This window comes from Micromonospora sp. NPDC005174, from assembly GCF_040608495.1.
Classification (GTDB): Bacteria; Actinomycetota; Actinomycetes; order Mycobacteriales; family Micromonosporaceae; genus Micromonospora.
Window position 1 is genome coordinate 1 of record NZ_JBEXIJ010000026.1, and the last position, 22,167, is coordinate 22,167.

27 protein-coding genes, 1 tRNA gene and 2 pseudogenes are annotated in these 22,167 nt (G+C 72.5%); 23 read left to right on the forward strand and 7 right to left on the reverse strand.

The window, feature by feature from the left end; translation table 11 throughout:
* From ABZU91_RS24275 to ABZU91_RS24310, 8 genes and pseudogenes are all read left to right on the forward strand, one after another.
* Positions 1-166, forward strand: a pseudogene (locus ABZU91_RS24275) (4Fe-4S ferredoxin); the annotation flags it as partial.
* Positions 163-1,335 carry an NrfD/PsrC family molybdoenzyme membrane anchor subunit gene (gene nrfD / locus ABZU91_RS24280; protein ID WP_355244627.1) on the forward strand — a complete coding sequence of 391 codons (1,173 nt, stop codon included), beginning with the start codon at positions 163-165 and terminating at the stop codon, positions 1,333-1,335. The pseudogene ABZU91_RS24275 and the gene nrfD, both read left to right, overlap by 4 nt.
* Before the next feature lie 34 nt (positions 1,336-1,369).
* Positions 1,370-1,462, forward strand: a tRNA-Sec gene (locus ABZU91_RS24285).
* Positions 1,463-1,485: 23 nt separating this feature from the next.
* Entirely contained in the window at positions 1,486-2,790 is a 1,305-nt protein-coding gene (gene selA, locus ABZU91_RS24290) for an L-seryl-tRNA(Sec) selenium transferase (RefSeq protein WP_355244630.1), read from the forward strand.
* Between the two features lies 1 nt (position 2,791).
* On the forward strand, positions 2,792-4,546 hold the full coding sequence (gene selB / locus ABZU91_RS24295) for a selenocysteine-specific translation elongation factor (protein WP_355244633.1): 1,755 nt from the start codon (positions 2,792-2,794) through the stop codon (positions 4,544-4,546).
* 495 nt (positions 4,547-5,041) lie between these two features.
* The gene (locus ABZU91_RS24300) at positions 5,042-5,239 is read left to right on the forward strand and encodes a hypothetical protein (RefSeq protein ID WP_145781709.1); all 198 of its coding nucleotides are present in this window, start codon (positions 5,042-5,044) and stop codon (positions 5,237-5,239) included.
* Between the two features lie 77 nt (positions 5,240-5,316).
* Positions 5,317-6,594, forward strand: coding sequence for a hemolysin family protein (locus tag ABZU91_RS24305; protein ID WP_355244636.1), 1,278 nt, complete (start codon positions 5,317-5,319; stop codon positions 6,592-6,594).
* A gap of 73 nt (positions 6,595-6,667) precedes the next feature.
* A complete protein-coding gene (locus ABZU91_RS24310; protein WP_355244916.1) occupies positions 6,668-6,853 on the forward strand; it encodes a hypothetical protein in 186 nt (61 codons plus the stop codon).
* A 6-nt stretch (positions 6,854-6,859) separates the two neighbouring features.
* On the opposite strand, the gene ABZU91_RS24315 is transcribed toward ABZU91_RS24310, so the two are convergent.
* Positions 6,860-7,510 carry a hypothetical protein gene (locus ABZU91_RS24315; protein ID WP_355244639.1) on the reverse strand — a complete coding sequence of 217 codons (651 nt, stop codon included), beginning with the start codon at positions 7,508-7,510 and terminating at the stop codon, positions 6,860-6,862.
* 135 nt (positions 7,511-7,645) lie between these two features.
* Between ABZU91_RS24315 and ABZU91_RS24320 the strand changes: the two genes are divergently transcribed.
* Positions 7,646-7,852: a hypothetical protein gene (locus ABZU91_RS24320; protein ID WP_355244642.1), complete on the forward strand. Its 207-nt coding sequence runs from the start codon at positions 7,646-7,648 to the stop codon at positions 7,850-7,852.
* Between the two features lie 9 nt (positions 7,853-7,861).
* On the opposite strand, the gene ABZU91_RS24325 is transcribed toward ABZU91_RS24320, so the two are convergent.
* From ABZU91_RS24325 to ABZU91_RS24335, 3 genes and pseudogenes are all read right to left on the reverse strand, one after another.
* Positions 7,862-8,323 (reverse strand): hypothetical protein, encoded by a 462-nt coding sequence (locus ABZU91_RS24325; RefSeq protein WP_355244645.1) that lies wholly within the window; start codon positions 8,321-8,323, stop codon positions 7,862-7,864.
* A complete protein-coding gene (locus tag ABZU91_RS24330; protein WP_088948250.1) occupies positions 8,320-8,532 on the reverse strand; it encodes a phosphatidylethanolamine-binding protein in 213 nt (70 codons plus the stop codon). Before ABZU91_RS24330 ends, ABZU91_RS24325 begins: the two co-directional genes overlap by 4 nt.
* 182 nt (positions 8,533-8,714) lie before the next feature.
* Positions 8,715-8,873, reverse strand: a pseudogene (locus ABZU91_RS24335) (universal stress protein); the annotation flags it as partial.
* A gap of 255 nt (positions 8,874-9,128) precedes the next feature.
* On the opposite strand from ABZU91_RS24335, the gene ABZU91_RS24340 reads away from it, so the two are divergent.
* From ABZU91_RS24340 to ABZU91_RS24405, 14 genes are all read left to right on the forward strand, one after another.
* Entirely contained in the window at positions 9,129-10,307 is a 1,179-nt protein-coding gene (locus ABZU91_RS24340) for a PP2C family protein-serine/threonine phosphatase (RefSeq protein ID WP_355244648.1), read from the forward strand.
* 56 nt (positions 10,308-10,363) lie between these two features.
* Positions 10,364-10,831, forward strand: coding sequence for a MarR family transcriptional regulator (locus tag ABZU91_RS24345; RefSeq protein WP_355244892.1), 468 nt, complete (start codon positions 10,364-10,366; stop codon positions 10,829-10,831).
* Between the two features lie 279 nt (positions 10,832-11,110).
* Positions 11,111-11,743 carry a CDP-alcohol phosphatidyltransferase family protein gene (locus ABZU91_RS24350; protein WP_355244651.1) on the forward strand — a complete coding sequence of 211 codons (633 nt, stop codon included), beginning with the start codon at positions 11,111-11,113 and terminating at the stop codon, positions 11,741-11,743.
* Positions 11,740-12,675 (forward strand): DUF881 domain-containing protein, encoded by a 936-nt coding sequence (locus tag ABZU91_RS24355; RefSeq protein ID WP_355244654.1) that lies wholly within the window; start codon positions 11,740-11,742, stop codon positions 12,673-12,675. Before ABZU91_RS24350 ends, ABZU91_RS24355 begins: the two co-directional genes overlap by 4 nt.
* Positions 12,672-13,004: a small basic family protein gene (locus ABZU91_RS24360; protein WP_007460356.1), complete on the forward strand. Its 333-nt coding sequence runs from the start codon at positions 12,672-12,674 to the stop codon at positions 13,002-13,004. The genes ABZU91_RS24355 and ABZU91_RS24360 overlap by 4 nt, the downstream gene beginning before the upstream one ends.
* Positions 13,005-13,015: 11 nt before the next feature.
* The gene (locus ABZU91_RS24365) at positions 13,016-14,020 is read left to right on the forward strand and encodes a DUF881 domain-containing protein (protein ID WP_355244658.1); all 1,005 of its coding nucleotides are present in this window, start codon (positions 13,016-13,018) and stop codon (positions 14,018-14,020) included.
* A gap of 83 nt (positions 14,021-14,103) precedes the next feature.
* The gene (gene gcvH / locus ABZU91_RS24370) at positions 14,104-14,484 is read left to right on the forward strand and encodes a glycine cleavage system protein GcvH (RefSeq protein WP_355244661.1); all 381 of its coding nucleotides are present in this window, start codon (positions 14,104-14,106) and stop codon (positions 14,482-14,484) included.
* Positions 14,485-14,701: 217 nt separating this feature from the next.
* Entirely contained in the window at positions 14,702-15,154 is a 453-nt protein-coding gene (locus tag ABZU91_RS24375) for an FHA domain-containing protein (RefSeq protein ID WP_007071101.1), read from the forward strand.
* A 50-nt stretch (positions 15,155-15,204) separates the two neighbouring features.
* Positions 15,205-15,906 carry a MerR family transcriptional regulator gene (locus ABZU91_RS24380; protein ID WP_355244895.1) on the forward strand — a complete coding sequence of 234 codons (702 nt, stop codon included), beginning with the start codon at positions 15,205-15,207 and terminating at the stop codon, positions 15,904-15,906.
* Between the two features lie 183 nt (positions 15,907-16,089).
* Positions 16,090-16,554 carry a bifunctional nuclease family protein gene (locus ABZU91_RS24385; RefSeq protein ID WP_355244665.1) on the forward strand — a complete coding sequence of 155 codons (465 nt, stop codon included), beginning with the start codon at positions 16,090-16,092 and terminating at the stop codon, positions 16,552-16,554.
* A gap of 190 nt (positions 16,555-16,744) precedes the next feature.
* On the forward strand, positions 16,745-17,326 hold the full coding sequence (locus ABZU91_RS24390; RefSeq protein WP_355244668.1) for a MerR family transcriptional regulator: 582 nt from the start codon (positions 16,745-16,747) through the stop codon (positions 17,324-17,326).
* A 364-nt stretch (positions 17,327-17,690) separates the two neighbouring features.
* Positions 17,691-18,089, forward strand: coding sequence for a group 1 truncated hemoglobin (locus ABZU91_RS24395; protein WP_355244671.1), 399 nt, complete (start codon positions 17,691-17,693; stop codon positions 18,087-18,089).
* A 2-nt stretch (positions 18,090-18,091) separates the two neighbouring features.
* A complete protein-coding gene (locus ABZU91_RS24400; protein ID WP_355244674.1) occupies positions 18,092-19,258 on the forward strand; it encodes a globin domain-containing protein in 1,167 nt (388 codons plus the stop codon).
* Between the two features lie 108 nt (positions 19,259-19,366).
* Positions 19,367-20,062: a cell division protein DivIVA gene (locus tag ABZU91_RS24405; RefSeq protein ID WP_355244677.1), complete on the forward strand. Its 696-nt coding sequence runs from the start codon at positions 19,367-19,369 to the stop codon at positions 20,060-20,062.
* A gap of 52 nt (positions 20,063-20,114) precedes the next feature.
* On the opposite strand, the gene ABZU91_RS24410 is transcribed toward ABZU91_RS24405, so the two are convergent.
* From ABZU91_RS24410 to ABZU91_RS24420, 3 genes are all read right to left on the reverse strand, one after another.
* Complete coding sequence (locus tag ABZU91_RS24410) at positions 20,115-20,771, reverse strand: NAD(P)H-binding protein (RefSeq protein WP_355244680.1); 657 nt, start codon at positions 20,769-20,771, stop codon at positions 20,115-20,117.
* An 81-nt stretch (positions 20,772-20,852) separates the two neighbouring features.
* Positions 20,853-21,548, reverse strand: coding sequence for a hypothetical protein (locus tag ABZU91_RS24415; protein WP_355244683.1), 696 nt, complete (start codon positions 21,546-21,548; stop codon positions 20,853-20,855).
* Positions 21,545-22,036, reverse strand: coding sequence for a SigE family RNA polymerase sigma factor (locus ABZU91_RS24420; protein ID WP_355244686.1), 492 nt, complete (start codon positions 22,034-22,036; stop codon positions 21,545-21,547). Before ABZU91_RS24420 ends, ABZU91_RS24415 begins: the two co-directional genes overlap by 4 nt.
* Positions 22,037-22,167: the final 131 nt, after the last annotated feature.

Here is a 22,167-nt window from a genome sequence, read left to right on the forward strand (position 1 = left end):
TGACGGGGCGTTCTTCCTGCTGCTGGACGAACCCGAGGTGTACGGGTTGCCACCGGACCCGGTGGTGACCACCCGCGACCTGCCGAAGATGTGGAAACGCGCCGGCATCGCCGCGCTCGCCATGGCGGCGGCCACCGTCGCCGCCTTCGTCGGGAGATCCTCGTGAGTCCGGAGCGCCCTGTGGTGGGGGACCGCTTCCGTCGGTTCCGCGAGCGCCTCGCCACCCCACGGCCGGACCTGCCGGCCCAGCGGCAGGCGGACGAGCGCGCCGACGTGGACGTGCCACCGAGCCGCCGCACCCACGGGGACCGGACGTCGCAGCCCCCGGAGAACGCCGCTCGCCGCACCCGACGCGGCCGTCGCGGTGGCGGCGAGGAGTTGCGGGTCCCCGAGGCCGAGTTCACCTCGTACTACGGCCGGCCCATCCTCAAGGCACCCGTGTGGAAGTGGGACATCGCCGCGTACCTGTTCACCGGTGGGCTGGCCGCCGGCTCGTCGTTGCTGGCCGCGGGAGGCCAGCTCACCCGTCGGCCGGTGCTGCGCCGCGCCGGCCGGGTCACCGCGTTGGGCGCCGTCAGCGCCAGCGCGGTCTTCCTGATCAGGGACCTGGGCCGGCCGGAGCGGTTCCACCACATGCTCCGGGTCGCCAAACTGACCTCACCGATGTCGGTGGGCACCTGGATCCTCACCGCGTTCGGACCGGCCGCCGGCCTGGCGGCGATCGCCGAGACCGCCGGCTGGCTGCCCCGGCGCGGGCTGCTCGGGGTGGTCGGCCGGGCACTGCCGCCGGCCGGGCACGCCGCCGGGCTGGTCGCCGCCGCCACCGCGCCGGCCCTGGCGACGTACACCGGGGTCCTGCTCGCCGACACGGCGGTGCCGTCGTGGCACGAGGCGTACCCCGAGCTGCCGGTCATCTTCGCGGGCAGTGCGCTGGCCAGCGGCGCCGGCGTGGGTCTGCTCGCCGCGCCGCCGGCGCAGGCCGGTCCGGCCCGTCGGATGGCGGTGGCCGGCGCGGCCCTGGAGTTGTACGGCGCGCACCGGGTGGAGACCCGCCTCGGGTTGCTCAGCGAGCCCTACCGGTCGGGTCGGCCGGGTCGGCTGCTGCGTGTCGGCCGGCTGCTGACCGTCGCCGGAGTGGCCGGTGCGCTGCTCGGCCGGCGCAGTCGCGCGGTCGGGGCGGTGTCCGGGGCTGCGCTGCTGGGCGCGTCGGTCGCCACGCGGTTCGGCATCTTCTACGGGGGCGTCGCATCGGCGCGCGATCCCCGCTACACGGTCGTGCCACAGCGCGAGCGGGTGAACGGCCGGCGGAGCGTGGTGGATCCGGCCACTGACTGAGCGGTCGCACCGGCGTTGTGATCGAATGTGCGACGGAGGCGTTCAGGCGGCTGGTGCCCCTCCCGGTCTTCAAAACCGGTGTGGTCCGGGACCCGGGCCAGGCGGGTTCGATTCCCGTCCGTCTCCGTCAACGGCGGCAGGAGTGACGTGATGCGTGACGGCGGCGAGGACCCGAGGCGTCGGGTGCCCCGCACCGACACGCTGCTGGCCGATCCGCGGCTGGCGGCGGCCGTCGCCACCCTCGGCCGGGACCGGGTCAAGGCCGCCGTGGCGCGGGCGCAGGAGCGGACCCGCCGCGGTGAGATCGCGCCCCACGAGGTCCTCGACGCCGCCGTCGCCGGGCTGCCCGCGTCAGGTCCCCGGACGGTGCTCAACGCCACCGGCGTCGTGCTGCACACCAATCTGGGTCGGGCGGCGCTGTCACCCGCCGCCGTGGACGCGGTCGTCGCCGCCGCCGGGCACACCGACGTCGAGCTGGATCTGAACACGGGGCGACGCGCGCGCCGGGGCCGGGACGCGCTCGACGCGCTCGCCGCCGCCGTGCCGGACGCCGCCGCCGTGCACGTGGTCAACAACGGTGCCGCCGCGCTGGTGCTCGCGGCCACGGCGCTGGCCGCCGGCCGGGAGATCGTGGTCAGCCGGGGCGAACTGGTCGAGATCGGCGACGGGTTCCGCCTGCCCGATCTGTTGGAGAGCACCGGCGCACGCCTGCGCGAGGTCGGCACCACCAACCGCACCACACTCGACGACTACGCCGCGGCCGTCGGCCCGCAGACCGGCTTCGTGCTGAAGGTGCACCCGTCGAACTTCCAGATCACCGGCTTCACCTCGGCCACACCGGTGCGTCACCTGGCCACGCTCGACGTCCCGGTGGTCGCCGACATCGGCTCCGGGCTGCTCGCGCCGGAGCCGTTGCTGCCCGACGAGCCGGACGCCGCCAGCACCCTGCGCGCCGGCGCGGCCCTGGTCACCGGGAGCGGCGACAAGCTGCTCGGCGGCCCCCAGGCCGGGTTGCTGCTCGGCGACGCCGCGCTCGTCGAACGGCTGCGCCGCCACCCGCTGGCCCGGGCGCTGCGCGTGGACAAGCTCACCCTGGCCGCGCTGGCCGCCACCCTGCACCGCCCGGACACACCGACGCGGGCCGCGCTGCACGCCGACCCGGCCGTCCTGCGCCGTCGGGTGGAGCTGCTGCGTGACCGGCTCGGCGCGGACGGACGCAAGGCGGACGTCGTCCCGGCGGTCGCCGTGGTCGGCGGCGGCGGCGCCCCCGGCGTCGAGCTGGACTCGTGGGCGCTGAGCCTGCCCGAGCGGTACGCCGAGCCACTGCGCACGGGCGAGCAGCCGGTGCTCGGCCGGGTCGTGCGGGGGCGGCTGCTGCTCGACCTGCGCTGCGTGCCCGTCGACGCCGACGACGCGGTCCTGGCGGCCGTGCTGCGCGTACCCGGGGACGACTGAGGTGTTCGTCGTCGCCACCGCCGGGCACGTCGACCACGGCAAGTCGACGCTGGTCCGGGCGTTGACCGGGATGGAACCCGACCGGTGGGCCGAGGAACGCCGCCGGGGAATGACCATCGACCTCGGGTTCGCCTGGACGACGCTGCCGTCCGGGGCGACGATCGCGTTCGTCGACGTGCCCGGGCACGAGAAGTTCGTTCCGAACATGCTCGCGGGGGTCGGCCCGGTGCCGGCCGCGCTGATGGTGGTCGCCGCCGACGAGGGGTGGATGCCGCAGTCCGCCGAGCACCTGGCCGCGCTCGACGCGCTCGGCGTCGGGTACGGCCTGCTGGTGGTGACCCGCGCGGACCTGGCCGACCCGACGCCCGCGGCGGAGCGTGCCCGGGCCGAGATCGCGGCGAGCAGCCTCGGCGCGGTGGAGACCGTGGCGGTCAGCGGGTTGACCGGCGCCGGGCTGCCCCAGTTGCGGGCCGCGCTGGACCGGCTCGTCGCGCGGCTGCCCGACCCGGTCGTGGACGCCCCGGTGCGCCTCTGGGTGGACCGCAGCTTCACCGTGCGCGGCAGCGGCACCGTCGTGACCGGAACCCTGGGCGCCGGCCGGTTGCGTGTCGGCGACGTCCTGGAGCTGGCCGGGGCCGACGAGCCGGTCCGGGTCCGCGGCCTGCACTGTCTGGGCGAGGCCCGACCGGAGGCGTCGGCCGTGGCCCGGGTGGCGGTCAACCTCCGGGGTACGCCCCGGGACCGGCTCGGCCGTGGTGACGCGCTGCTCACGCCGGGGCGGTTCCACCGCACCGACCTGGTCGACGTACGGCTCGCCGGTGACCCCGCGGCGGACCTGCCGGCCACCCTCACCCTGCACGTCGGATCGGCGGCCGTGCCGGTGCGGGTCCGGCCGCTCGGCGTGGACACCGTCCGTCTCCGACTGGCCCGCCCGCTGCCGTTGCTGGTCGGCGACCGGGCGCTGCTGCGCGATCCCGGCCGTCACCACGTTGCCGGCGGCGTACGGGTCCTCGACGTCGCGCCGCCGCCGTTGTCCCGTCGGGGCGCGGCGGCCGCCCGCGCGGCGGTTCTCGCCGAGTTGGACGGTCGTCCCGACCTGGCCGGTGAGCTGCGCCGCCGTCGGCTGGTCCGGGTCGGCGCGCTGCGGCGCATGGGCGTGCCGGTGCAGGCCACTCCGGTGGCCGGTGACTGGCTGGCCGACCCGGGGCACTGGCGGCGGCTCGGCGACCAGGTGACCGAGGAGGTCACCCGCTACGCGCGGGAGCACCCGTTGGAGCCGGGCATGCCGGTGGACGCGCTGCGCCAACGTCTCGCCCTGCCCGACCGGGCGCTGGTCGAGGCGCTGGTACGTCCGCCGCTGCGGGTGCACGCCGGCCGGATCGGCACGGCCGCCGTCGACACCCTGCCGGAGCCGGTGGCGCACGCCGTGCAGCGGGTCCGCGCCGAGTACGGCGACCGCCCGTTTCGGGCCCCGGAGGCGCACCACCTCGTCGATCTGGGCCTGGGCCCCCGGGAGATCGGGGCGGCGGTGCGCGCCGGCGCTCTGCTGCGGTTGGCCGACAGCGTGGTGCTGCTGCCCGACGCGCTCGACGCGGCGGTCACCGTGCTGGCCGGGCTTCCCCAGCCGTTCACCCTGTCGGCGGCCCGGCAGGCGCTGGACACGACCCGTCGGGTGGCGGTGCCGCTGCTGGAGCTGCTCGACCGGCGCGGCGTCACCCGCCGGCTGCCCGACGACGCCCGAGTCGTCGTCACCTGAGCCGGGCCGGACGCGTGCGTGCCCCGGGTCCGGCCCTGGTCGCCGCGCTCATCGCGGTCCCGAACGGGCTTTGGGCTTACCTGCGCCGGCACTGTTCGTGACGCCGCAAGGCCTGAGCCGCCGTTACCCTGCGTGCTGGCGGTGGGTCCCAACCCGTCGACCTGCGCCTCCTTTGCTCTGCTTCAACGTAGGCAACAGTTACGTAGGGTCATACCGACCGGTCCTGTGTGAGATGCGCTGCGCCAAAATTTCCCAGCTCAAGGTCGGTGTTGCGCCCGCTGAAGCAGAGCAAAGGGGCGTGCAGGGTGTTGCCGGCCGGGCCGGAGCCAGACGCTGCGTAGCCGAGCGACGGTCGACGTGGCAGACGACAATGGGTGAGGTTGAAGATGCGCTTCCCGTGTGGAGCAGCCGCGGTACGGCCAGCAGGGCGCAACGGTTGCCTGGAGTGGGGCGGTCTCGGCCCCCGGACCGGTCCCGGTCACCTACGGTGACGCCATGGACCCTTCGGCGGTCTGGCGGGACCGGCAGCACCAGTGGCGGATCGAGGCGTACCGCGCCCCGGACCTGCGGTTCGCCATCTACGCGACGAACGGGCCCACCGAGTCGGTGCCGCTGTGGCTGTTCGGCATGACGGCGTTGGCCCGGTGGTTGATGACGCACTCCATCTCGCTGGACGACCTGGAGGTCGACTGAACGCAGGTCGACCAAACGCACGCGGGAGCGGGGCGCGCTGCGGTTGAGTGACCTGAGGTGGTCGACGGGGGTGTGGGGTGGGCGGTCAGCTGGGGCAGTTGGCGCTGGTGGCCGTCCTGGTGCTGGTCAACGCCGCGCTCTCGGGCAGCGAGATGGCGCTGGTGACACTGCGCGAGGGGCAGTTGCGGCGGTTGGGTCGGCGGAGCCGGGCCGGCGAGCGGCTGGTCCGGCTCTCCCGGGACCCGAACCGCTATCTGGGCACCATCCAGCTCGGCATCACCCTGGCCGGGTTCCTCGCCTCGGCGGCGGCGGCCGTGTCGCTCGCCCAGCCGCTGGTCGGTCCGCTGGGTTTCCTCGGCGGGGCGGCCCGCCCGGCCTCGGTGCTGCTGGTGACGGTGGCACTGACCTTCGTCACGCTGGTGATCGGCGAGTTGGCGCCGAAGCGGCTGGCCATGCAGCGGGCCGAGCGGTGGGCGCTGTTGAGCGCCGGGCCGCTGGACCTGCTCGCCCGGGTGTCCCGCCCGGCGGTGTGGCTGCTCAGCTGGGCAACCGACGTGGTGGTCCGCCTGGCCGGCGGGAACCCACGGGCCAGCCGTGAGGAGACGACGGAGGAGGAACTGCGGGAGATGCTGGCCAGTCAGCGGGGTCTGTCGACGCAGCAGCGGGAGATCCTGACCGGTGCGTTCGACATCGCCGGTCGGACGTTGCGGGAGATCCTGGTGGCCCGCCGGGAGGTGACGACGCTGCCGAGCGGTCTGCCTGCCGACCAGGGCGTACGCCTGCTCGGTGCGGCAGGCCGGTCGCGCGCGCCGGTGGTCGGCCCGGGTGGGCTGGACGAGGTGATCGGCGTGGTGCACATCCGCGACCTGGTGCGGGCCGAGGGCGGCACGGTGGGGGAGCAGGCCCGGCCACCGCTGCTGCTGCCGGTCACCCTGCCGGTCGCCGACGCGTTGCGGCAGTTGCGGCAGGAGCACCAGCAGTTGGCTCTCGTCGTCGACGAGCACGGCGGCATCGACGGCATCGTCACGTTGGAGGATCTGTTGGCCGAGGTCGTGGGGGAGTTGTACGACGAGACCGACCGTGACGTGCGTGGTGTGGTCCGGGAGCCGGACGGGTCGCTGCTGGTGCCGGGCGACTTTCCGCTGCACGACCTGCCCGATGTGGGCGTGCGGCTGAGCTTCCCCCTGTCCCGGGAGTACACGACGGTGGCCGGGCTGGTACTGGCCCGGTTGGGACACCTGCCGGGGGCGCCGGGCGAGACGGTGCGGTTGCCCGGGTTGACCATGGAGGTGGTGGAGGTCGCCGACCGCGCGGTGCGGCGTGTGCGGCTGCGCGGCTTCGTCACCGAGCGATGAGCGTATCGCCTGAACGAGGGACAGAATGCGCGAAACAGCCCCGGGCGGCTGCCGGGCACCTACCGTGCGGTACGTGAAGGACCGAGGGTTGCGTACGTTCGTCACCGTCCTCGCCGGCCTCGCGGTGATCTATTTCGGCAGCACCGGCCGCAGCCCCGAGGAGGGCCGTGGCATCTCCGGCGGGGTCATCGTCCTGGCGTTGCTCGCCGCGCTGCTGGTGTGGCACCTGACCCGACCGGGCGACAAGACCGTCAAGTGAGTGGGCTCACCCGGCGGCGACGCGGGTGACCTCACCGGCCGACTCCTCGCCGAGCGCCACCCGGACCAGCGCCGAGGCGAGCCGGCCGAAGTCCGGCTCGTCGACCAGCGAGGCCAGCCGGTCCGGTGAGCCCGGCAGACCCAGCCGCTTCGCGCCGGCAAGGGCCCGGCGGTCCGCGTACGGGCGCAGATCCGACCAGACGGTCTGTGCCTCGCGCAGGTAGATGTCCGCGCCGGTGGGCCCGATGCCGGGGAACTCGGTGAGCCGTCGGCGTAGCCCGGCCGGGTCGCCCTGGGCGTCGCGGTGCAGTCGCCGCAGGTCGCCGTGCCAGCGGTCCAGACACAGCCGGGCGCCGGTGCCGAGCATGGTGGCGGTGCGCTCGTCGTAGCGGCGGTAGTGACCACGGCCCAGCGCGTCGACGCGCTGCTGCCAGCTCGCCGCCTCCATCGCCTGCGGTGTGCGGTAGCCGGCGGTGAACAGCTCGCGCGCGGCGTCGACCGCCACGCACGCGCGGATGCGGGTGCTCAGCAGGGTGGCCAGCACCAGCAGTTGGTACAGCGGACCGGGGCGGTCGGCCAGGCTGATGCCGGCCTCCTCGGCGTACGTGTGGCCGCGCCGGTCCAGCAGGACCCGCACGACGGCTCGATCGTCACCCACATCGCAACGGGTACCCGCTCGGCGTCCGGCTAGCCCTCTCGACGCCTGCCGCGACGGAGAATGCGCTCGGGCGCGGCGGGTATGCGGCCGGTGGAGGCGGTCGATGCCGCCTGCCGTACCGGGAGGGAGACGCTCGTGGTCAACCCGCAGCAGGAGGAGTTCCGGCGTAACGCCAAGGGAGCGACCAGCCAGGACAGCAAGGGGCCCCGACCGACCGGGCACCCGCTCAACAGTGGCTCGTCGCGCGGGGACGTCGGTCGGCCGGTGCCCAAGGGGCAGGTGTCGCCGTACGGTCCGGCGGGTGAGCCGGTCGCCGAGGACGACAGCGACACCCGCGCCTGACGATCGTGCTCACGGCCGCCGCAACCTGTTCCAGGTCGCGGCGGCCGTGAGTCCGTACGCCAGGTGGGGGATGATGTCGGAGATCCAGTCCGAGCGCCGCCAGGTACGGGGATCGCTGATGCCGAGCGCCGTGATGGACCCGTCGGTCATCGCCATGACGCCGGCCCCGAGCACGCCGGTCGCCAGCGGAATCGGCTGCCGCCGCCCGTCCGCGTAGGCCGCGAACGCCATGCCGGCGGCGATGCCCAGCCCGTACCCGATCAGGGGCCCGAGCCCCGAGCGGCGGGTGGCCGCCCGGGGCCCCGACCCCAGATTCACGTGCGCGATGTGGGCCAGCCGGTCGACGGTCTCCTCCGGCGTGCTGCTCGCCGGTCGCGCCCGAAGGGCGATGTCCAGGTAGCCGACCACGTTCAGCGCGGTGCTGCCGACAGCGCCCGCGATGGCGCCGTCGGCCAGGTCGACGCTCCTCACTTCGGATCGCCCGGTTCGCGTTCGCTCTTGGGCCCGTAGGTGCGCTCACCGCGGACGACGCCCCGTTGGCCGCGATCCTCCTGGAGGATCCGGTTGGCGACCTGGTTGGCCTTGCCGTCGGGTACCCGACGTCCGGAGTCGTCGATCGCGTTGCGCAACCGCGCCCGCTGCTTGTCGTACGCGTTGCTGCCCGGCCGTGGTCCTGGCATCTGCTGCCTCCTTCGTCGCCGTTGGCGTACCGCGGCCGTCTACCCGTTGGGCGGCAGCCCAACCCCGGGGCCGTCAGCGGGGGCCGCGGACCACGGTGTGCCAGTGGGCGTGCACCGCGCGCAGCGGCACGCCGCGCGTCACCGCGGTCTCGGCCGCGAAGTCGGCGGCGAGCAGCGACGCCGTGCGGCAGCGGCCAGATGAAGCCGTGTACCACCCGCAGCGGCCGGTGCCGGCGAACCGCCCCGACGGCGGCCAAGCGCACGGCGCGCAGGGACGGCTCCGAGCCGTCCACGCCGACCACCACCGCCGCGCTGTCCGCCGCGTTGTCCGCCGCGTTCACCGCCGCACCTCCCGCCGGGCCAGTATCGCGGGCGTGGCGGCCCGGCGGAGCGATACCGACTCGCGGGCCCCGGTCGGTACGCTGGCGACGACCCGAGCGCAAGGAGCGTCGTCGATGGGCGAACCGCCCGGCGTGCCGGACGCGTTCCACGGCGCCCTGGCGACCCGGGGCGCCGACTGACCCGCGACGACAGGTTGCCCGGGCGCGTCCGTATGATGCTTGCCCTGTAGCAAGTTTTTGGAGGGACGGCCAAGCATGGTGGACGCGCCGGACGGGGTGTCGCGCGCGCTACGCGAAGCCGCGCCCGACCAGTTGGCGGAGGCGGCGGACCGGGCTATCCGGGTGGCGTTGGGCGCGTTGCGCACCGACGTGTTCGTCGCCGACTACCGGATCAGCGGGCTCTGGCCCGTGCTGGATCCGGACCTGCCGGCGGCCGGGGCCCTGGCCCGGCACACCGTGGCGCAGCGCTGCTTCTCCAGCCAGCAGCCGGTGCGCGACGGTCTCGACGGCGGGGCCTGCCGGCTCTACCTGCCCCTGACGGTGTGGGGGGAGCGCCTCGGAGTGCTGCTCATCGAGTTGCCGACCGTGCCCGGCCCGGCGGTCACCGGCCGCGCCACCGACATCGCCGGTGACCTGGCGGTGGCGATGCGCGCCGCGGACCGGGAGACCGACCGCTACCGGCGCGCCCGACGCCGCGAGCGACTCAGCATGGCCGCCGAGATGCAGTGGGACCTGCTGCCCGGGCGCAGCGTCGCGCACCGCTCCTTCAACCTGGCCGGGCAGTTGGAGCCGGCGTACACCGTCGGCGGGGACCACTTCGACTGGTCGTTGGACGGTGACCGGCTCACGCTGACGGTGCTCAACGGCGAGGGCAACGGTCTGGCCGCGTCGCTGCTGACGGCGGTCACGGTCAACGCGATGCGCAACGCACGCCGCTCGGACGGCGGGCTCACGGAGCAGGCGGAACTGGCCTCGGACACGGTCTACTACCAGCATCGCGGTCGTCGGTACGTGGCCACGCTGCTGCTGGAGCTGGACATCGCCACCGGGCGGGTGCGGGCGGTCGACGCCGGTTCGCCGCATCTGCTGCGCATGCGCGGCGCGACGGTCGAGCCGATGACGTTGGACCAGCAGTTGCCGCTGGGCATGTTCGCCGAGACCCGCTACGAGCTTCAGGAGTTCCAGCTCTCGCCGGGAGACCGGGTCTTCGTGGTCAGCGACGGGGTGTGGGCGGCCGAGCCGGCGGGGCGGGAACCGTACGGGCAGCGGATGATGGCCCGGTCCATGCGGGCCACACGGTTGCAGCCGGCGACCGAGGCGGTTGGTACGGTGATGCGCGAACTACACGCCTACCACGCGGAATCCGATTTGCGCGACGACGCCGTCGTCGTGTGCCTCGACTGGCATGGTCCGCGTGGGCGGGATGGCGGATGAGGGTCGCCGCCACCGTCCCGGGCGGGCACCAGCGCGACGACGGTAGGGGACATCGGGTGGAGCGACCGGCGGATCTCGCCGCGGCGATCAACGTGGCCGCAGAGACGCTGATCGCCGTGCTCGACTCGGCGGCGGCGCGGCACCAGGTGCCACCGACCCAGTTGCGGGTGCTGATGCTGATCAGTGGTCGGCCGGAGACCAACGTCAACGGGTTGGCGGAGTTGCTCGACGTGGTGCCCTCCTCGGCCAGCCGGCTGTGCGACCGGCTGGAGGCGACAGGTCTGTTGCGCCGGGTCGCCGATCCGCGCGACCGGCGGGAGGTGCGGCTGGTGCCCACCCCCGCGGCGCTGACCCTGCTGCGGGAGTTGGCGGAGCGGCGGCAGCGCGCGGTGCAGGCGGTGCTGGACAGGATGGCGCCGCGGGCACAGCACGAGTTGCTGGCGGCGTTGCTGGCGTTCGGGCGTGCGGCCACGCAGCCGGTGCCGGAGCAGCAGACCGACCAACCAGCGGTCCAGACGGCCTGACCGTCCACTAATATCCTAGGACGCTTTAGCGGTGGTGATCCCCACCACAGAGCGGCACGACCGCGCCGAGACCGCACGGCGACCGGGACACGAACGAGAGCCCGATATAGTGGCAGCGCACTTACCCGGCCCGCGATCTCGAAGATCGCGGGCCGTATCAGGGCAGAGGTCCCGTCCCGGGGCCGCAGGGGAGCCGGTGGTTGCCGGCCCGACAGCGCGTACGACCTCCGCCGCGCCCGATCTCGGCCAGGCGTCGGGGCGTGCCGTGGAGGAGGTTCGGTGTCGCGTCGGCCGGCTCAGGCAGAGCACCCGCGGGACATCGGTGACCAGGCGCCCGGTGACCAGGTGCTCACCCTGCCCAACCTGATCAGCTTCGGGCGGCTGCTGGGCGTACCCCTGTTCCTCTATCTGTTCCTGGTGGCCCGCGCGGACGTGGCGGCGGTGGTGGTGCTGGCCATCGGCGGCACCACCGACTGGGTCGACGGTTGGATCGCCCGCCGACTGCGTCAGGTGAGCCGCCTCGGTGAGCTGCTCGACCCCTTCGCCGACCGGCTCTACATCCTCGCCACGCTGCTCGCCTTCACCGCCCGGGAGGTCGTGCCGTGGCAGTTCACGGCGGCCCTGCTGGCCCGGGAGGCGCTGCTGCTCGGTTCGCTGGCGGTGTTGCGCCGCTTCGGGTACGGGCCGCCGCCGGTGCACTACATGGGCAAGACCGCCACGTTCCTGCTGCTCGCGGCGTTCCCGGTGCTGCTGTTGGCCACCGAGTGGAGCGCGGCGGCGACGGCGACGGCCGCGATCGGCTGGGGGCTGGCCTGGTGGGGGTTGGTGCTCTACTGGGTGGCCGGCGCGATGTACGTGGTGCAGGCGTCGCGGCTGGTGCGTGCGGCGCGCGGTCGGGGAGCGCCGGCGTGAGCACGACCCCGCCGCGGCGGCCCCGCCCGGATCGGGTGTACGCCCCGGACTTTCTCACCGAGTTGTTCCGCAACCCCCTGGACCCGGGGTACGCGGACGCGGCCGTCGCGCGCCAGCGGACGACGTCGACGGACGCGCCCCGGGGCTGGGCGGCGCGGTCCGTCGGCCTGGTCGTGGTGGTGGTGCTGGGTTTCCTGTTCGCGGTGGCGTACCGCCAGACGATGGCGGACGAGCCGGGGCGCGCTCAGGCCCGCTCGGGGTTGGTGGCGCAGATCAAGGAGCGGGAGAGCCAGACGGACCGGTTGTCGGCGCGGGCGGATCAGCTGCGCGAGGACGTCAGCCGGCAGCGGGACGCTGCGTTGAGTGGGTCGGCCGCGGCGCGCCTGCGGGACCTGGAGGCGAGCACCGGGCTGGGTCGGGTGCGGGGCGACGGTGTGGTGGTGCGCCTGGCGGACGCTCCGGGAAACGCGGACGCGGTGACCGGTGCGGGAGCGGGGCCGCCGCGGGTGCTGTACAGCGACCTGCAGGGTGTGGCGAACGCGTTGTGGAGCGCTGGCGCGGAGGCGATCGCGATCAACGGTCAGCGGTTGACGTCGACGTCGACGATCCGTTCGGCGGGCGAGGCGATCCTGGTGGATTTCCGGCCGGTGACGGGTCCGTACGAGGTGTCGGCGACGGGTCCGGGGTCGATGCGGCGCAAGTTCGAGGACAGCCGGAACGCGGCGCTGATGCGGGAGGTCGCGCAGAAGACCGGTTTGTCGTTCGGTGTGCGGGAGGCGGAGGACCTCACCCTGCCGGCCGCTCCGGAGCCGCAGCTACGCTACGCCAAGCCGTCGGTCAGCTCGAGCCCTTCGGGGGCGGTTGGCCGGTCTGGCAGTCCTGGGTCGTCGGGTTCGCCGGGGACCGCTAGTCCTTCCGGAGGTGGCGGATGATCGCGGTGCTGGCGTTGCTCGCCGGTGTGGTGCTCGGGGTGTGGCTCGATCCCACGGTGCCGGCGGCGTTGCAGCCGTACCTGCCGATCGCGGTGGTCGCCGCGTTGGACGCGGTGTTCGGTGGGGTGCGGGCGAAGTTGGACCGCATCTTCGACGACAAGCAGTTCGTGGTGTCGTTCATCTCGAACGTGCTGGTGGCCGGTCTGATCGTGTATCTGGGTGACCAGTTGGGTGTGGGTGGGCAGTTGTCCACCGGTGTGGTGGTCGTTCTGGGTGTGCGCATCTTCGGAAATGTGGCGGCGATCCGTCGGCACCTGTTCCGGGCGTAGGTTTGACAGCGATGAGCGACGAGCAGGCGGAGACGGGTACGGGTTGGCCGCAGCCGGCGACACCGGGGCGGCCTGGTGGGCCGGCGGGTGAGCCGGATCCGCGGCCGGACGCGCCCGATCCGGACGAGTTGAGTCCGTTGGCGCCGCACGGTCCGGCGCGGGAGTCGGAGCCGGAGCCCGGGAGCGCGGACCCGGACGGTGCGGAGCCGGATGTGCCGCCGGTCGATGACGGGGCGACGGTGGACCTGCGGGCGGTGTCGCGTGTGGGTGAGCCGGTGGCGCCGTCGGACGAGCCGACGGTGGTGGACGAGGCGACGGTGACGTCGCCCGCGCCGGCGGGTCGTTCGCGGTGGAGCGCGGCCGGGCTGATGATCGCGGTGTTGTTGGCGTTGCTGGGTTTCACGCTGGTCGTGCAGTTGAAGACGACGTCGACGGATCCGACGTTGGGTGCGACGCGTCAGGAGGACCTGGTGCGGATTCTGTCGGATCTGGATGCGCGCGAGAGTCGGCTTCAGCAGGACATCCGGGCGTTGGAGGACAGTCAGCGGCAGTTGGCCTCGGGTGAGCAGGGTCGGCAGGCGGCGTTGGACGAGGCGACGCGTCGGGCCGACGAGCTGGGGATTCTGGCGGGGACGTTGCCGGCGGCGGGGCCGGGGTTGACGGTGCAGTTCTCCAGTGGGGCCAAGCCGATCACGGCGAACCGGGTGTTGGACGCGGTGCAGGAGTTGCGGGGCGCGGGCGCGGAGGCGATGCAGATCTCCGGTGCGGACCGGGCGACGGTGCGGGTGATCGCGTCGACGTACTTCCTGGATGGGGAGAACGGGTCGTTGATGGTGGAGGGGCGTCGGTTGACGGGGCCCTACACGATCACGGTGATCGGTGATCCGGCGACGATGCGTACGGCGTTGAACATTCCTGGTGGGGTGGTGGCATCGGTCCGGGGTGACGGCGGTAACGTGACGTTTGGGGAGCGTGAGGTTGCCGAGGTTTCGGCACTGCACGCGCCGACCAAGTAGGAAACACGCCCGTCCGGTCTTCTGACCGGCGCGGCCGCGCCGGGCCCGGGTGGTCCGGGGCACGATGGATGAGGACGCGTCTGGTGATTCCCGAGGATCTGCGATACACCGCCGAGCATGAGTGGGTGGCGGGTGACGGCACCGGTTCGATCCGGGTCGGCATCACGCACTTCGCGCAGGACGCGTTGGGTGACATCGTGTACGTGCAGTTGCCGGAGGCGGGTGCGGTCGTGGCGGCCGGTGACTCGTTGGGTGAGATCGAGTCGACCAAGAGTGTGTCGGAGATCTACGCGCCGGTCGCGGGTACGGTGGCGGCGCGGAACGAGGCGCTGGGTGACACTCCCGAGCTGATCAACACGGATCCGTATGGTGCGGGTTGGTTGGTGGAGATCACGCCGAATGATCCGACGGCGACGGACGGGTTGCTCACGGCCGGCGCGTATCAGAAGATCACCGAAGGCTGAGTGTGCTTGATCCGGCGTGCGGGATGTCTGCGCGCGTCCGGTTGCCCTGCATTTCGGCGCTGGCTAGGCTCGCCCAGTCGACCGAGAAGAACCCATTAGTTGTGCGTTGCGGAATTGCCTTCCCGGGCACGGGGAGCCAGCCGCCGGGTGTTGGAGTGCCCGGCGGCCAGACCCGCCATTACCCGACGCCGACCGAACAGATCCGTGAGGTGGTCCCATGACGCGGCCAGACGACGAGTTCCCCCCGCTCGACGTCACTTCGACGCTCAATCTCGGTTCGCTCGACGAAGTGCTGGAGGGGCCGGACACCGATGTGGTGCCGAGCCGGATGTCCGGTTCGTTGCCGCCGGGTATGGCGCTGCTGGTGGTTCGTCGCGGTCCGAATGCGGGTGCCCGGTTCCTGTTGGACCACGATGTGACGACCAGTGGCCGGCATCCGGACAGTGACATCTTCCTTGATGACGTGACGGTGTCGCGTCGGCACGCGGAGTTCCATCGTGATGGTGGGACCTTCACGGTGCGGGATGTGGGCAGCCTGAATGGCACGTACGTGAATCGTGAGCGTGTCGAGGCGGCCACGTTGAGCAATGGTGACGAGGTTCAGATCGGTAAGTTCCGGGTGGTGTTCATCGCCGGTCCGCGCCCGGAGGAGGAGGCCGGCCGGGGGTGAACGAGCCTGCGGCCTCCATGCCACCCGGGGCGGCCCGGTCCCAGCCGCTGATGAGCATCGGTGAGGTGCTCGGTCAGTTGCGGGTGGATTTCCCGGACACGACGATTTCGAAGCTGCGGTTCCTCGAGGCCGAGGGGCTGGTTGAGCCGCAGCGGACGGCGGCGGGTTACCGGAAGTACAGCTGGGACGATGTGGCGCGGTTGCGGTTTGTGTTGACCGCGCAGCGGGACAGGTACCTGCCGTTGCGGGTGATCCGTGAGCAGTTGGCCGAGTGGGATTCGTCCGGTGAGCAGCCGGAGCGGTCGCGGCCGGCGTTGGTGGCGGTGGGGCCCGATGGTGCGGTGCCGGGTCGGGAGTTGGCGGAGCCGGCCGAGTCGTCGCAGGTGCGGCTCGGCCGGACTGAGTTGGTGGCCCGTAGTGGGATCGACGAGTCGACGCTCGTGGAGTTGGAGCGGCTCGGTGTGTTGGTGTCGGATCCGCCGGGGTGGTATGACGCGGACGCGTTGATCATCGCGTCTGCGGTGGCGGGTCTGGCGGCGTACGGGCTGGAGCCGCGGCATCTGCGGGGTTATCGGACTGCGGCCGATCGTGAGGTCGGGTTGTTCGCGCAGTTGGTGGCGCCGTTGGCGCGGCAGAGTGATCCGGCGGCGCGGGCGCGGGCGGCGGAGACGGCGCGGGAGTTGGTGGCGTTGTCGGAGCAGTTGCACGCGGCGTTGGTGCGGGTGGGGCTGCGGTCGACGTTGGGTCGGTGAGAGTGCCCGGCAGGTGGCGGCGGAGCGGAAAGATCTCTTCGGGGAAGCGTGCCGTAGGCTTGCCGGGGTAACCCCTTTCTGGCGCGGGCGTGGTGCTGTAGCGCATGGGACGGCCGTGTTGCGGTCCGTGTACCGTGCAGGGAAGGGCGCGGTGCGTAGGTTGACGACGACACGGAGGCGGCGGTGCGCGAGCTGAGCGTGGTCGGAGTTCGGGTGGAGCTGCCGAGCAACCAGCCGATCGTCCTGCTCAGGGAGGTCGAGGGCGACCGCTATCTGCCGATCTGGATCGGTGCGGTCGAGGCCACGGCCATCGCTTATGAGCAGCAGGGGGTCAAGCCGGCCCGTCCGTTGACGCATGATCTTTTGCGGGATGTGTTGGCGGCGTTGCAGGCGCCGTTGCAGGCGGTGGAGATCACCGAGCTCAAGGAGAACGTGTTCTACGCCGACTTGTTGATCGGTGACGGGGTGCGGGTGTCGGCGCGGCCGAGCGATTCGATCGCGTTGGCGTTGCGTGTTGGTGCGCCCATTCGTTGTGCGGAGCAGGTCCTCAGCGAGGCGGGGATCGTTATCCCCGACGAGCAGGAGGACGAGGTGGAGAAGTTCCGCGAGTTCCTGGATCAGGTCCGTCCGGAGGACTTCGCGGGCTGAGCCGTTCCGGTTCCCCGTTGGCGTCACGGTGGGTGACGCCAACGCGTGGTGGTGATCTTTCTCGGTGGCTGCGCGGCGTGTCGCGTCGGTTCCTCCGCGGTAACCCCTGAAGGTGGCGTTAGGGTTGCCGTGTCGAGGGGTGCGCGTCGGAGAAACGATGCGGCGCCGCACTGACGGGGAGGTTGTCCGCATGCACGAGCCGCAGGATCCCGATCCGGGTACACAGGTGAACGAGCCGGGTGTGACGCCTGAGGGTGATGGCTCGGTGGGCTACCGAGGTGTGACGGCGTGCCACGCGGTGGGCATCAGCTATCGGCAGTTGGATTACTGGGCGCGGACGACGTTGGTCGTGCCGAGCGTCCGGGACGCGTCGGGTTCGGGGACGCAGCGGTTGTACTCGTTCCGCGATCTGGTGGTGTTGAAGGTCGTGAAGCGGTTGTTGGATGCGGGGGTGTCCCTGCAGAACATCCGTAAGGCGATCGAGGCGTTGCGGTCGCGTGGTGTGGAGGATCTGGCGGGTATCACGCTGATCTCTGACGGGACGACGGTGTACGAGTGCCGGTCCCCGGAGGAGGTGGTCGACCTGTTGCAGGGTGGGCAGGGCGTGTTCGGGATCGCTATCGGTGGGGCTTTCAAGGAGATCCAGGGGTCGTTGTCGCATCTGCCGGCGGAGCCGGCGGCGAGCGTCCCGGCGGAGCCGGTGGTGGGGTCCGCGTCGGATCCGATGGGCGACGAGTTGGCGGCGCGGCGGGCGCGGCGGCGCGCGGGCTGAGTAGCGCTGCGCGTCTGTCGGTGCGCGGTCCGTTGGCGCGGGTGACTTTTTTGGACGCGGCCGTTCGGTGACTGTGGGTCAGGGTGTTTGACGTCGGGTGGCTGTTCCCCGGCTGGTGAATCCACAGTGGACACGGTGGGTGTCGTTCCGGTTGCTGTGGGTGGATCTTTCGGGTTGACGGTGATGACGGTGCGTGTCCACCAGTTGTCGGGAACCGGATAGGGGGGCCCTGACCGGAGGTCGCGGGCACGCTATGGTCCGTCACGGTCCCCGCCGTGGTGTCCGTGGCATGAGGGTGTCGCGTCGGTGGCCGTAGCCCCTGCGCGTCACCGCGCGCGACCTTTCACCCCCGGAAGGAACGACCGTGACGGTTACGGAAGAGACCGCTCCCGCCTCGCACTACGACCGCATCGGCGGTGCGAGTTCGGTGAAGGCGGCCGTCGAGCTGTTCTACGACAAGGTTCTCGTCGATCCCGAGTTGGCTGGCTATTTCGCCACTGTGGACATGCCGACCCAGCGGCGGCACCTGGCGCTGATGTTGACGGTGGTGCTGGGTGGCCCGAACGAGTACGCGGGTCGCGGATTGGCCGAGGCGCACCAGCCGCTGGGCATCCCGGCGGAGCACTACGCGATGGTGGGTGCGCACCTGGTCGCGACGCTGACCGAGCTGGGTGTGCCCGCCGACGTCCTGGACGACGTGCGGACAGTGCTGGGGCAGGTGCAGGACCAGGTGGTGTCCACCGGAGAGCGTCCGGGCGCCTGAGCGTGGACGCGGCCCGACTCAAGCAGAGTTGGTCCCTCGTCGCCGCGCACGGCGACGAGGTGCCGCTCTACTTCTATTCGACGTTGTTCCTGGGGCATCCCGAGACGCGGCAGATGTTCCCGACGAACATGGCGGGGCAGCGGGATCGTCTCGTCACCGCGTTGGGACACATCGTGTCGCATGTGGACCAGGTCGACCGGCTGGTGGGGTTCCTGCAGGACCTCGGCGCGGATCACCGTAAGTTCGCGGTGCGCGCGGAGCACTACCCGGCGGTCGGTGAGGCGCTGCTGGCGACGTTGCAGCATTTCCTGGCCGAGCAGTGGACCGACGAGCTGGCCCAGGACTGGGCGGGCGCGTACGGGTTGGTCGCGCAGGTGATGACGGAGGCCGCGCAGGCCGCCGAGGCGGTGAACCCGCCGTGGTGGGTGGCGGAAATCGTGGCCCATGAGCGGCGGGCGTTCGACGTGGCGGTGTTGACGGTGCGTCCGCAGTACCTGTTGCCGTTCACTCCGGGTCAGTCGGTGGGGGTGTCGCATCCGTCGGTGCGGTCGTGGCGGTACTACTCGCCGGCGAACGCGCCGCGCGCGGACGGCACGTTGGAGTTGCATGTGCGGGCCGCGCCGGGTGGCGCGGTGTCGTCGCGGCTGGTGTACGGCTCGGCGGTGGGTGACCGCGTGAATCTGGCCGCGCCGGTGGGGGAGCGGCTGGCGTTGTGGTCGGCGGGTTCCAGTGACCTGTTGCTGTTGACGTCGGGTACGGGCTGGGCGCCGATGAAGGCGTTGGTGGAGCAGGTCGCCGCGGAGGGTTCCCGTCGTCGGGTGGACCTGTATGTGGGTGCGCGGTCGCGCGGCGAGTTCTACGACAGCGACGCGATCGACAAGATGGCGTCGTCGTTTCCGTGGTTGACGGTGACGTACGTGGTTGGCGCGGACGTGAACCGGCCGGGTGAATTCGTGCACGCGGTGGACCGGGCGTTGGCCGATGGTGACTGGCGTTCGCGGCACGTGTACGTGTGCGGGTCGGACGAGATGGTGTCGCACGCGGCGCAGACGTTGGCGCGGGCGGGTTACCACGAGGGTCAGGTGCATCACGAGGGTCTGGGCAAGCAGTGGTACGGCCCGGCGTGGCGTACGGCTGTCCAGCAGTCGAGTGAGGGGGGTGACCGGTGAGCGCGAGGAGTGAGCTTGCGAGCCCCGCAGTCGCGAACGGAAGGTGGGAGCGGTGAGCGCGAGGAGTGAGCTTGCGAGCCCCGCAGTCGCGAACGAGAGGCGTGAGCGGTGAGCGCGACCCCGATCAGCCGGTACGACGGGATTCAGGTGTCCGGCGGTGTGCAGGTACGGATGACGTCCGACCGGGTTCGGCGGTGGGAGTTCGGCACGGCGCCGTTCACGCGGCGCGGCTACGACCACGCGGACGTGGATCGGTTCCGGGTGCAGATCGCCGACGAGTTGGATCTGTTGGCGACGCAGATCGCGCATCTGCGGGCGGAGAACGAGCGGCTGACCGACCGGGTGGAGTTGCACCGCCACGGGGTGATCCCGAGCACGGGGGCGGCGGCGAAGGTGCCGGCGGCCAAGGAGGTGAATCTGCTCTCGGCGGCGCAGCGGGAGGCCGAGCAGATCATCGCGCAGGCGCACGACTACGCGCGGCGGGTCGCGGAGTACGCCCGGGTGCAGTACGAGAGTTACATGCGGGCGGCGGCGGAGGAGGCGAAGCAGGAGGCCGAGCGGGCGGTGGCGGAGTACCGCAGTTCGGCCGGGTCGAGCTTCGACGAGACGGTGGCGACCCGGGAGGCGTTGCGGATCTTCGGCGAGATGATGGTGTCGCACATGCAGGCGGCGGCGCGGCATCTCGACGACGGCAGTGAGCAGTTGGCGCGCACCATGGACCGGATCGCGAAGGAGACGCCGGGGGCGCCTTTCGTGGGTGGTGTGGCGGGACAGTCGGCGTTGCCGCGTCACCACCAGCGGTGACCGGTCTCGGGTGCGGCCCCGCGTTCGGGTGGGGCCCCACCCGGCTGGCGGCTCAGGTGGTGTGGGCGCGGACCGCGTCGGCGATGGGTGTGGGGCCGTCGACGAGTTCCAGGGTCGCGCCGGCGGTGCGGGGTTCGTGAAGGAGCGCGGCGAGGACCAGGGCGACGTCGGCGCGGCTGATGGCGCCTCGGCCGGCGTGTCCGGTGAGGGTGACGTGTCCGGTGGGTTCGTCGTCGGTGAGGCGGCCGGGGCGTAGCACCGTCCAGGCCAGGTCGCGGGCGCGCAGGTCGTCCTCGGCGGCGCGTTTGGCGCGCAGGTACGCGGCCCACACGTCGTCGGTGCCGGCCGCGGGTGGCGCGTCCACGCCCATCGAGGAGACCAGCAGGTAGCGGTGGACACCGGCGCGGGTGGCGGCGTCGGCGAGCAGCGCGGCGGCGGCCCGGTCGACGGTGTCCTTGCGGGCGGCGCCGCTGCCGGGTCCGGCGCCGGCGGCGAAGATGACCGCGTCGGTGTCCTGCAGGTGCGCGGCGACCTCGTCGACGTCGGCGTGTTCCAGGTCGCAGACGACCGCGGTGGCGCCGACGGCGCGCAGGTCGTCGACGTGGTCGGGGTTACGGATCAGGCCGACGGCGGTGTCGCCGCGCTCGCTGAGGTGCCGCTCGAGCAGCAGGGCGATCTTGCCGTGGCCTCCGGCGATGACAACACGCATGTGGTCAACCTACCGGCGGGCCCGTCGTGGTCGCCGGCTGCTCGCCCCTGCCGAACGGGCGGCCGGCCGTCGTCGTCGCGTTCATTTCGTCGCGGTGGCCCATTCGGCCGCCGTGGAGGGGCTGTAGTACCGGGTGAAACCGCAGCCCCACGCGATCGGGTCGGCGAGCGGCGCGCCACCCCAGCGGGACGTGCCGGACACGAGCAACCGGGTGCCGATCTGATAGGCGGGCACGTGCTCGGACGTGGCATCGCCGGTTCCGGCCCCCGCGGTGGGCGGCGACATGTCCACCACGGCGGTGCCCTCGGAGCCACCCGCGAACCAGGTGTGCACCTGGAAGGTCACCGATCGCAGGTTCAGGGGCGGATGGTTGCTGCGCCCGGTTCGGGCCGGCCCGATGCCGGTCACGGTGCCGTCGAAGGCGAACGCCTGCTCGGCGAGCGTCCGCGGTGAGTACGCCTTGACGCACTGCGCCGCGCCGAAGGCGAGCGGATCACCCGGCTTGACTCCGGCCGGCAGGTCGGCCGCCGACGCCGAGGCGGCCGGTGCGACCGAGGCGGTGTCCGGCGGCTGTGCCTGCGGCGTCGCGGCGGGCCGGTGGACGCCGTACAGGCCCGCCGCGACGATCACCGCGGTCGTGGTCGCGGCCGCCGTCAGGGTCCAGCGCCTGCGGTGGACCCGGCGGACCGCCGCGGCGGCCACGGCCAGTTCGTCGGGGGCGTCGGCGGCGTCGGCGGCGAACAGGTCGCGCAGCTCACGCTCGGTCGACTGGGTCATCGGGTCTCCGTCCGTGCGTCGATGGCCGCGGGGCGCAGGCTCGCCAGGGCCCGTGAGGCGGTGGCCCGTACCGCGCTCTCGCTGACCCCCATGGCCGCGGCGATCGCCGCGTCGTCCAGGTCGGCGAAGTAGCGCAGGACGAGCACTGTGCGGGCGCGCGGGGCGAGTCTGCTCAACAGCACCCGCATCTGGTCCCGGGCGGCGACCGCGTCGGCCGGGTCGGCCACCGTGGCGCCGGTCTGCTGGCGCAGGTCGGTGGGCCGCTCCGTGGTCCAGCGGCGGCGACGCCAGCTCAGGTGCGCGTTCACCAGCATGCGGCGTACGTATGCCTCGGGGTCCGCCGCCGCGCGCACCCGCTTCCAGTGCCGGTACGCGTCGGCCAGCACGGTCTGTGCAAGATCCTCCGCCATGTGCCGGTCGCCGCTCAGGACGAACGCCAGGCGCACCAGCGACCGGCCGTACCCCGCCACGAAATCCTCGAACGACACGCCCGCTCCCGTCAGTGCTTCTCACCAGAAAGACGCATCGGCCGTCGCCCCGCGCTGCACACCCGCCCGGTCAGCTCACCGCCGGTCAGGAAACCACGGGGGGCGTCGGGGGGTGCGTTGAGGCAGCATGG

Excerpts from the sequence above, each read along its gene's own strand:
- selA (WP_355244630.1), top strand. The coding sequence starts at position 1,486 with ATGCGTGACGGCGGCGAGGACCCGAGGCGTCGGGTGCCCCGCACCGAC.
- ABZU91_RS24300 (WP_145781709.1), top strand. The coding sequence starts at position 5,042 with ATGGACCCTTCGGCGGTCTGGCGGGACCGGCAGCACCAGTGGCGGATC.
- ABZU91_RS24330 (WP_088948250.1), bottom strand. The coding sequence starts at position 8,532 with ATGCCAGGACCACGGCCGGGCAGCAACGCGTACGACAAGCAGCGGGCG.
- ABZU91_RS24340 (WP_355244648.1), top strand. The coding sequence starts at position 9,129 with ATGGTGGACGCGCCGGACGGGGTGTCGCGCGCGCTACGCGAAGCCGCG.
- ABZU91_RS24360 (WP_007460356.1), top strand. The coding sequence starts at position 12,672 with ATGATCGCGGTGCTGGCGTTGCTCGCCGGTGTGGTGCTCGGGGTGTGG.
- ABZU91_RS24365 (WP_355244658.1), top strand. The coding sequence starts at position 13,016 with ATGAGCGACGAGCAGGCGGAGACGGGTACGGGTTGGCCGCAGCCGGCG.
- ABZU91_RS24375 (WP_007071101.1), top strand. The coding sequence starts at position 14,702 with ATGACGCGGCCAGACGACGAGTTCCCCCCGCTCGACGTCACTTCGACG.
- ABZU91_RS24380 (WP_355244895.1), top strand. The coding sequence starts at position 15,205 with ATGAGCATCGGTGAGGTGCTCGGTCAGTTGCGGGTGGATTTCCCGGAC.
- ABZU91_RS24390 (WP_355244668.1), top strand. The coding sequence starts at position 16,745 with ATGCACGAGCCGCAGGATCCCGATCCGGGTACACAGGTGAACGAGCCG.
- ABZU91_RS24410 (WP_355244680.1), bottom strand. The coding sequence starts at position 20,771 with ATGCGTGTTGTCATCGCCGGAGGCCACGGCAAGATCGCCCTGCTGCTC.
- ABZU91_RS24415 (WP_355244683.1), bottom strand. The coding sequence starts at position 21,548 with ATGACCCAGTCGACCGAGCGTGAGCTGCGCGACCTGTTCGCCGCCGAC.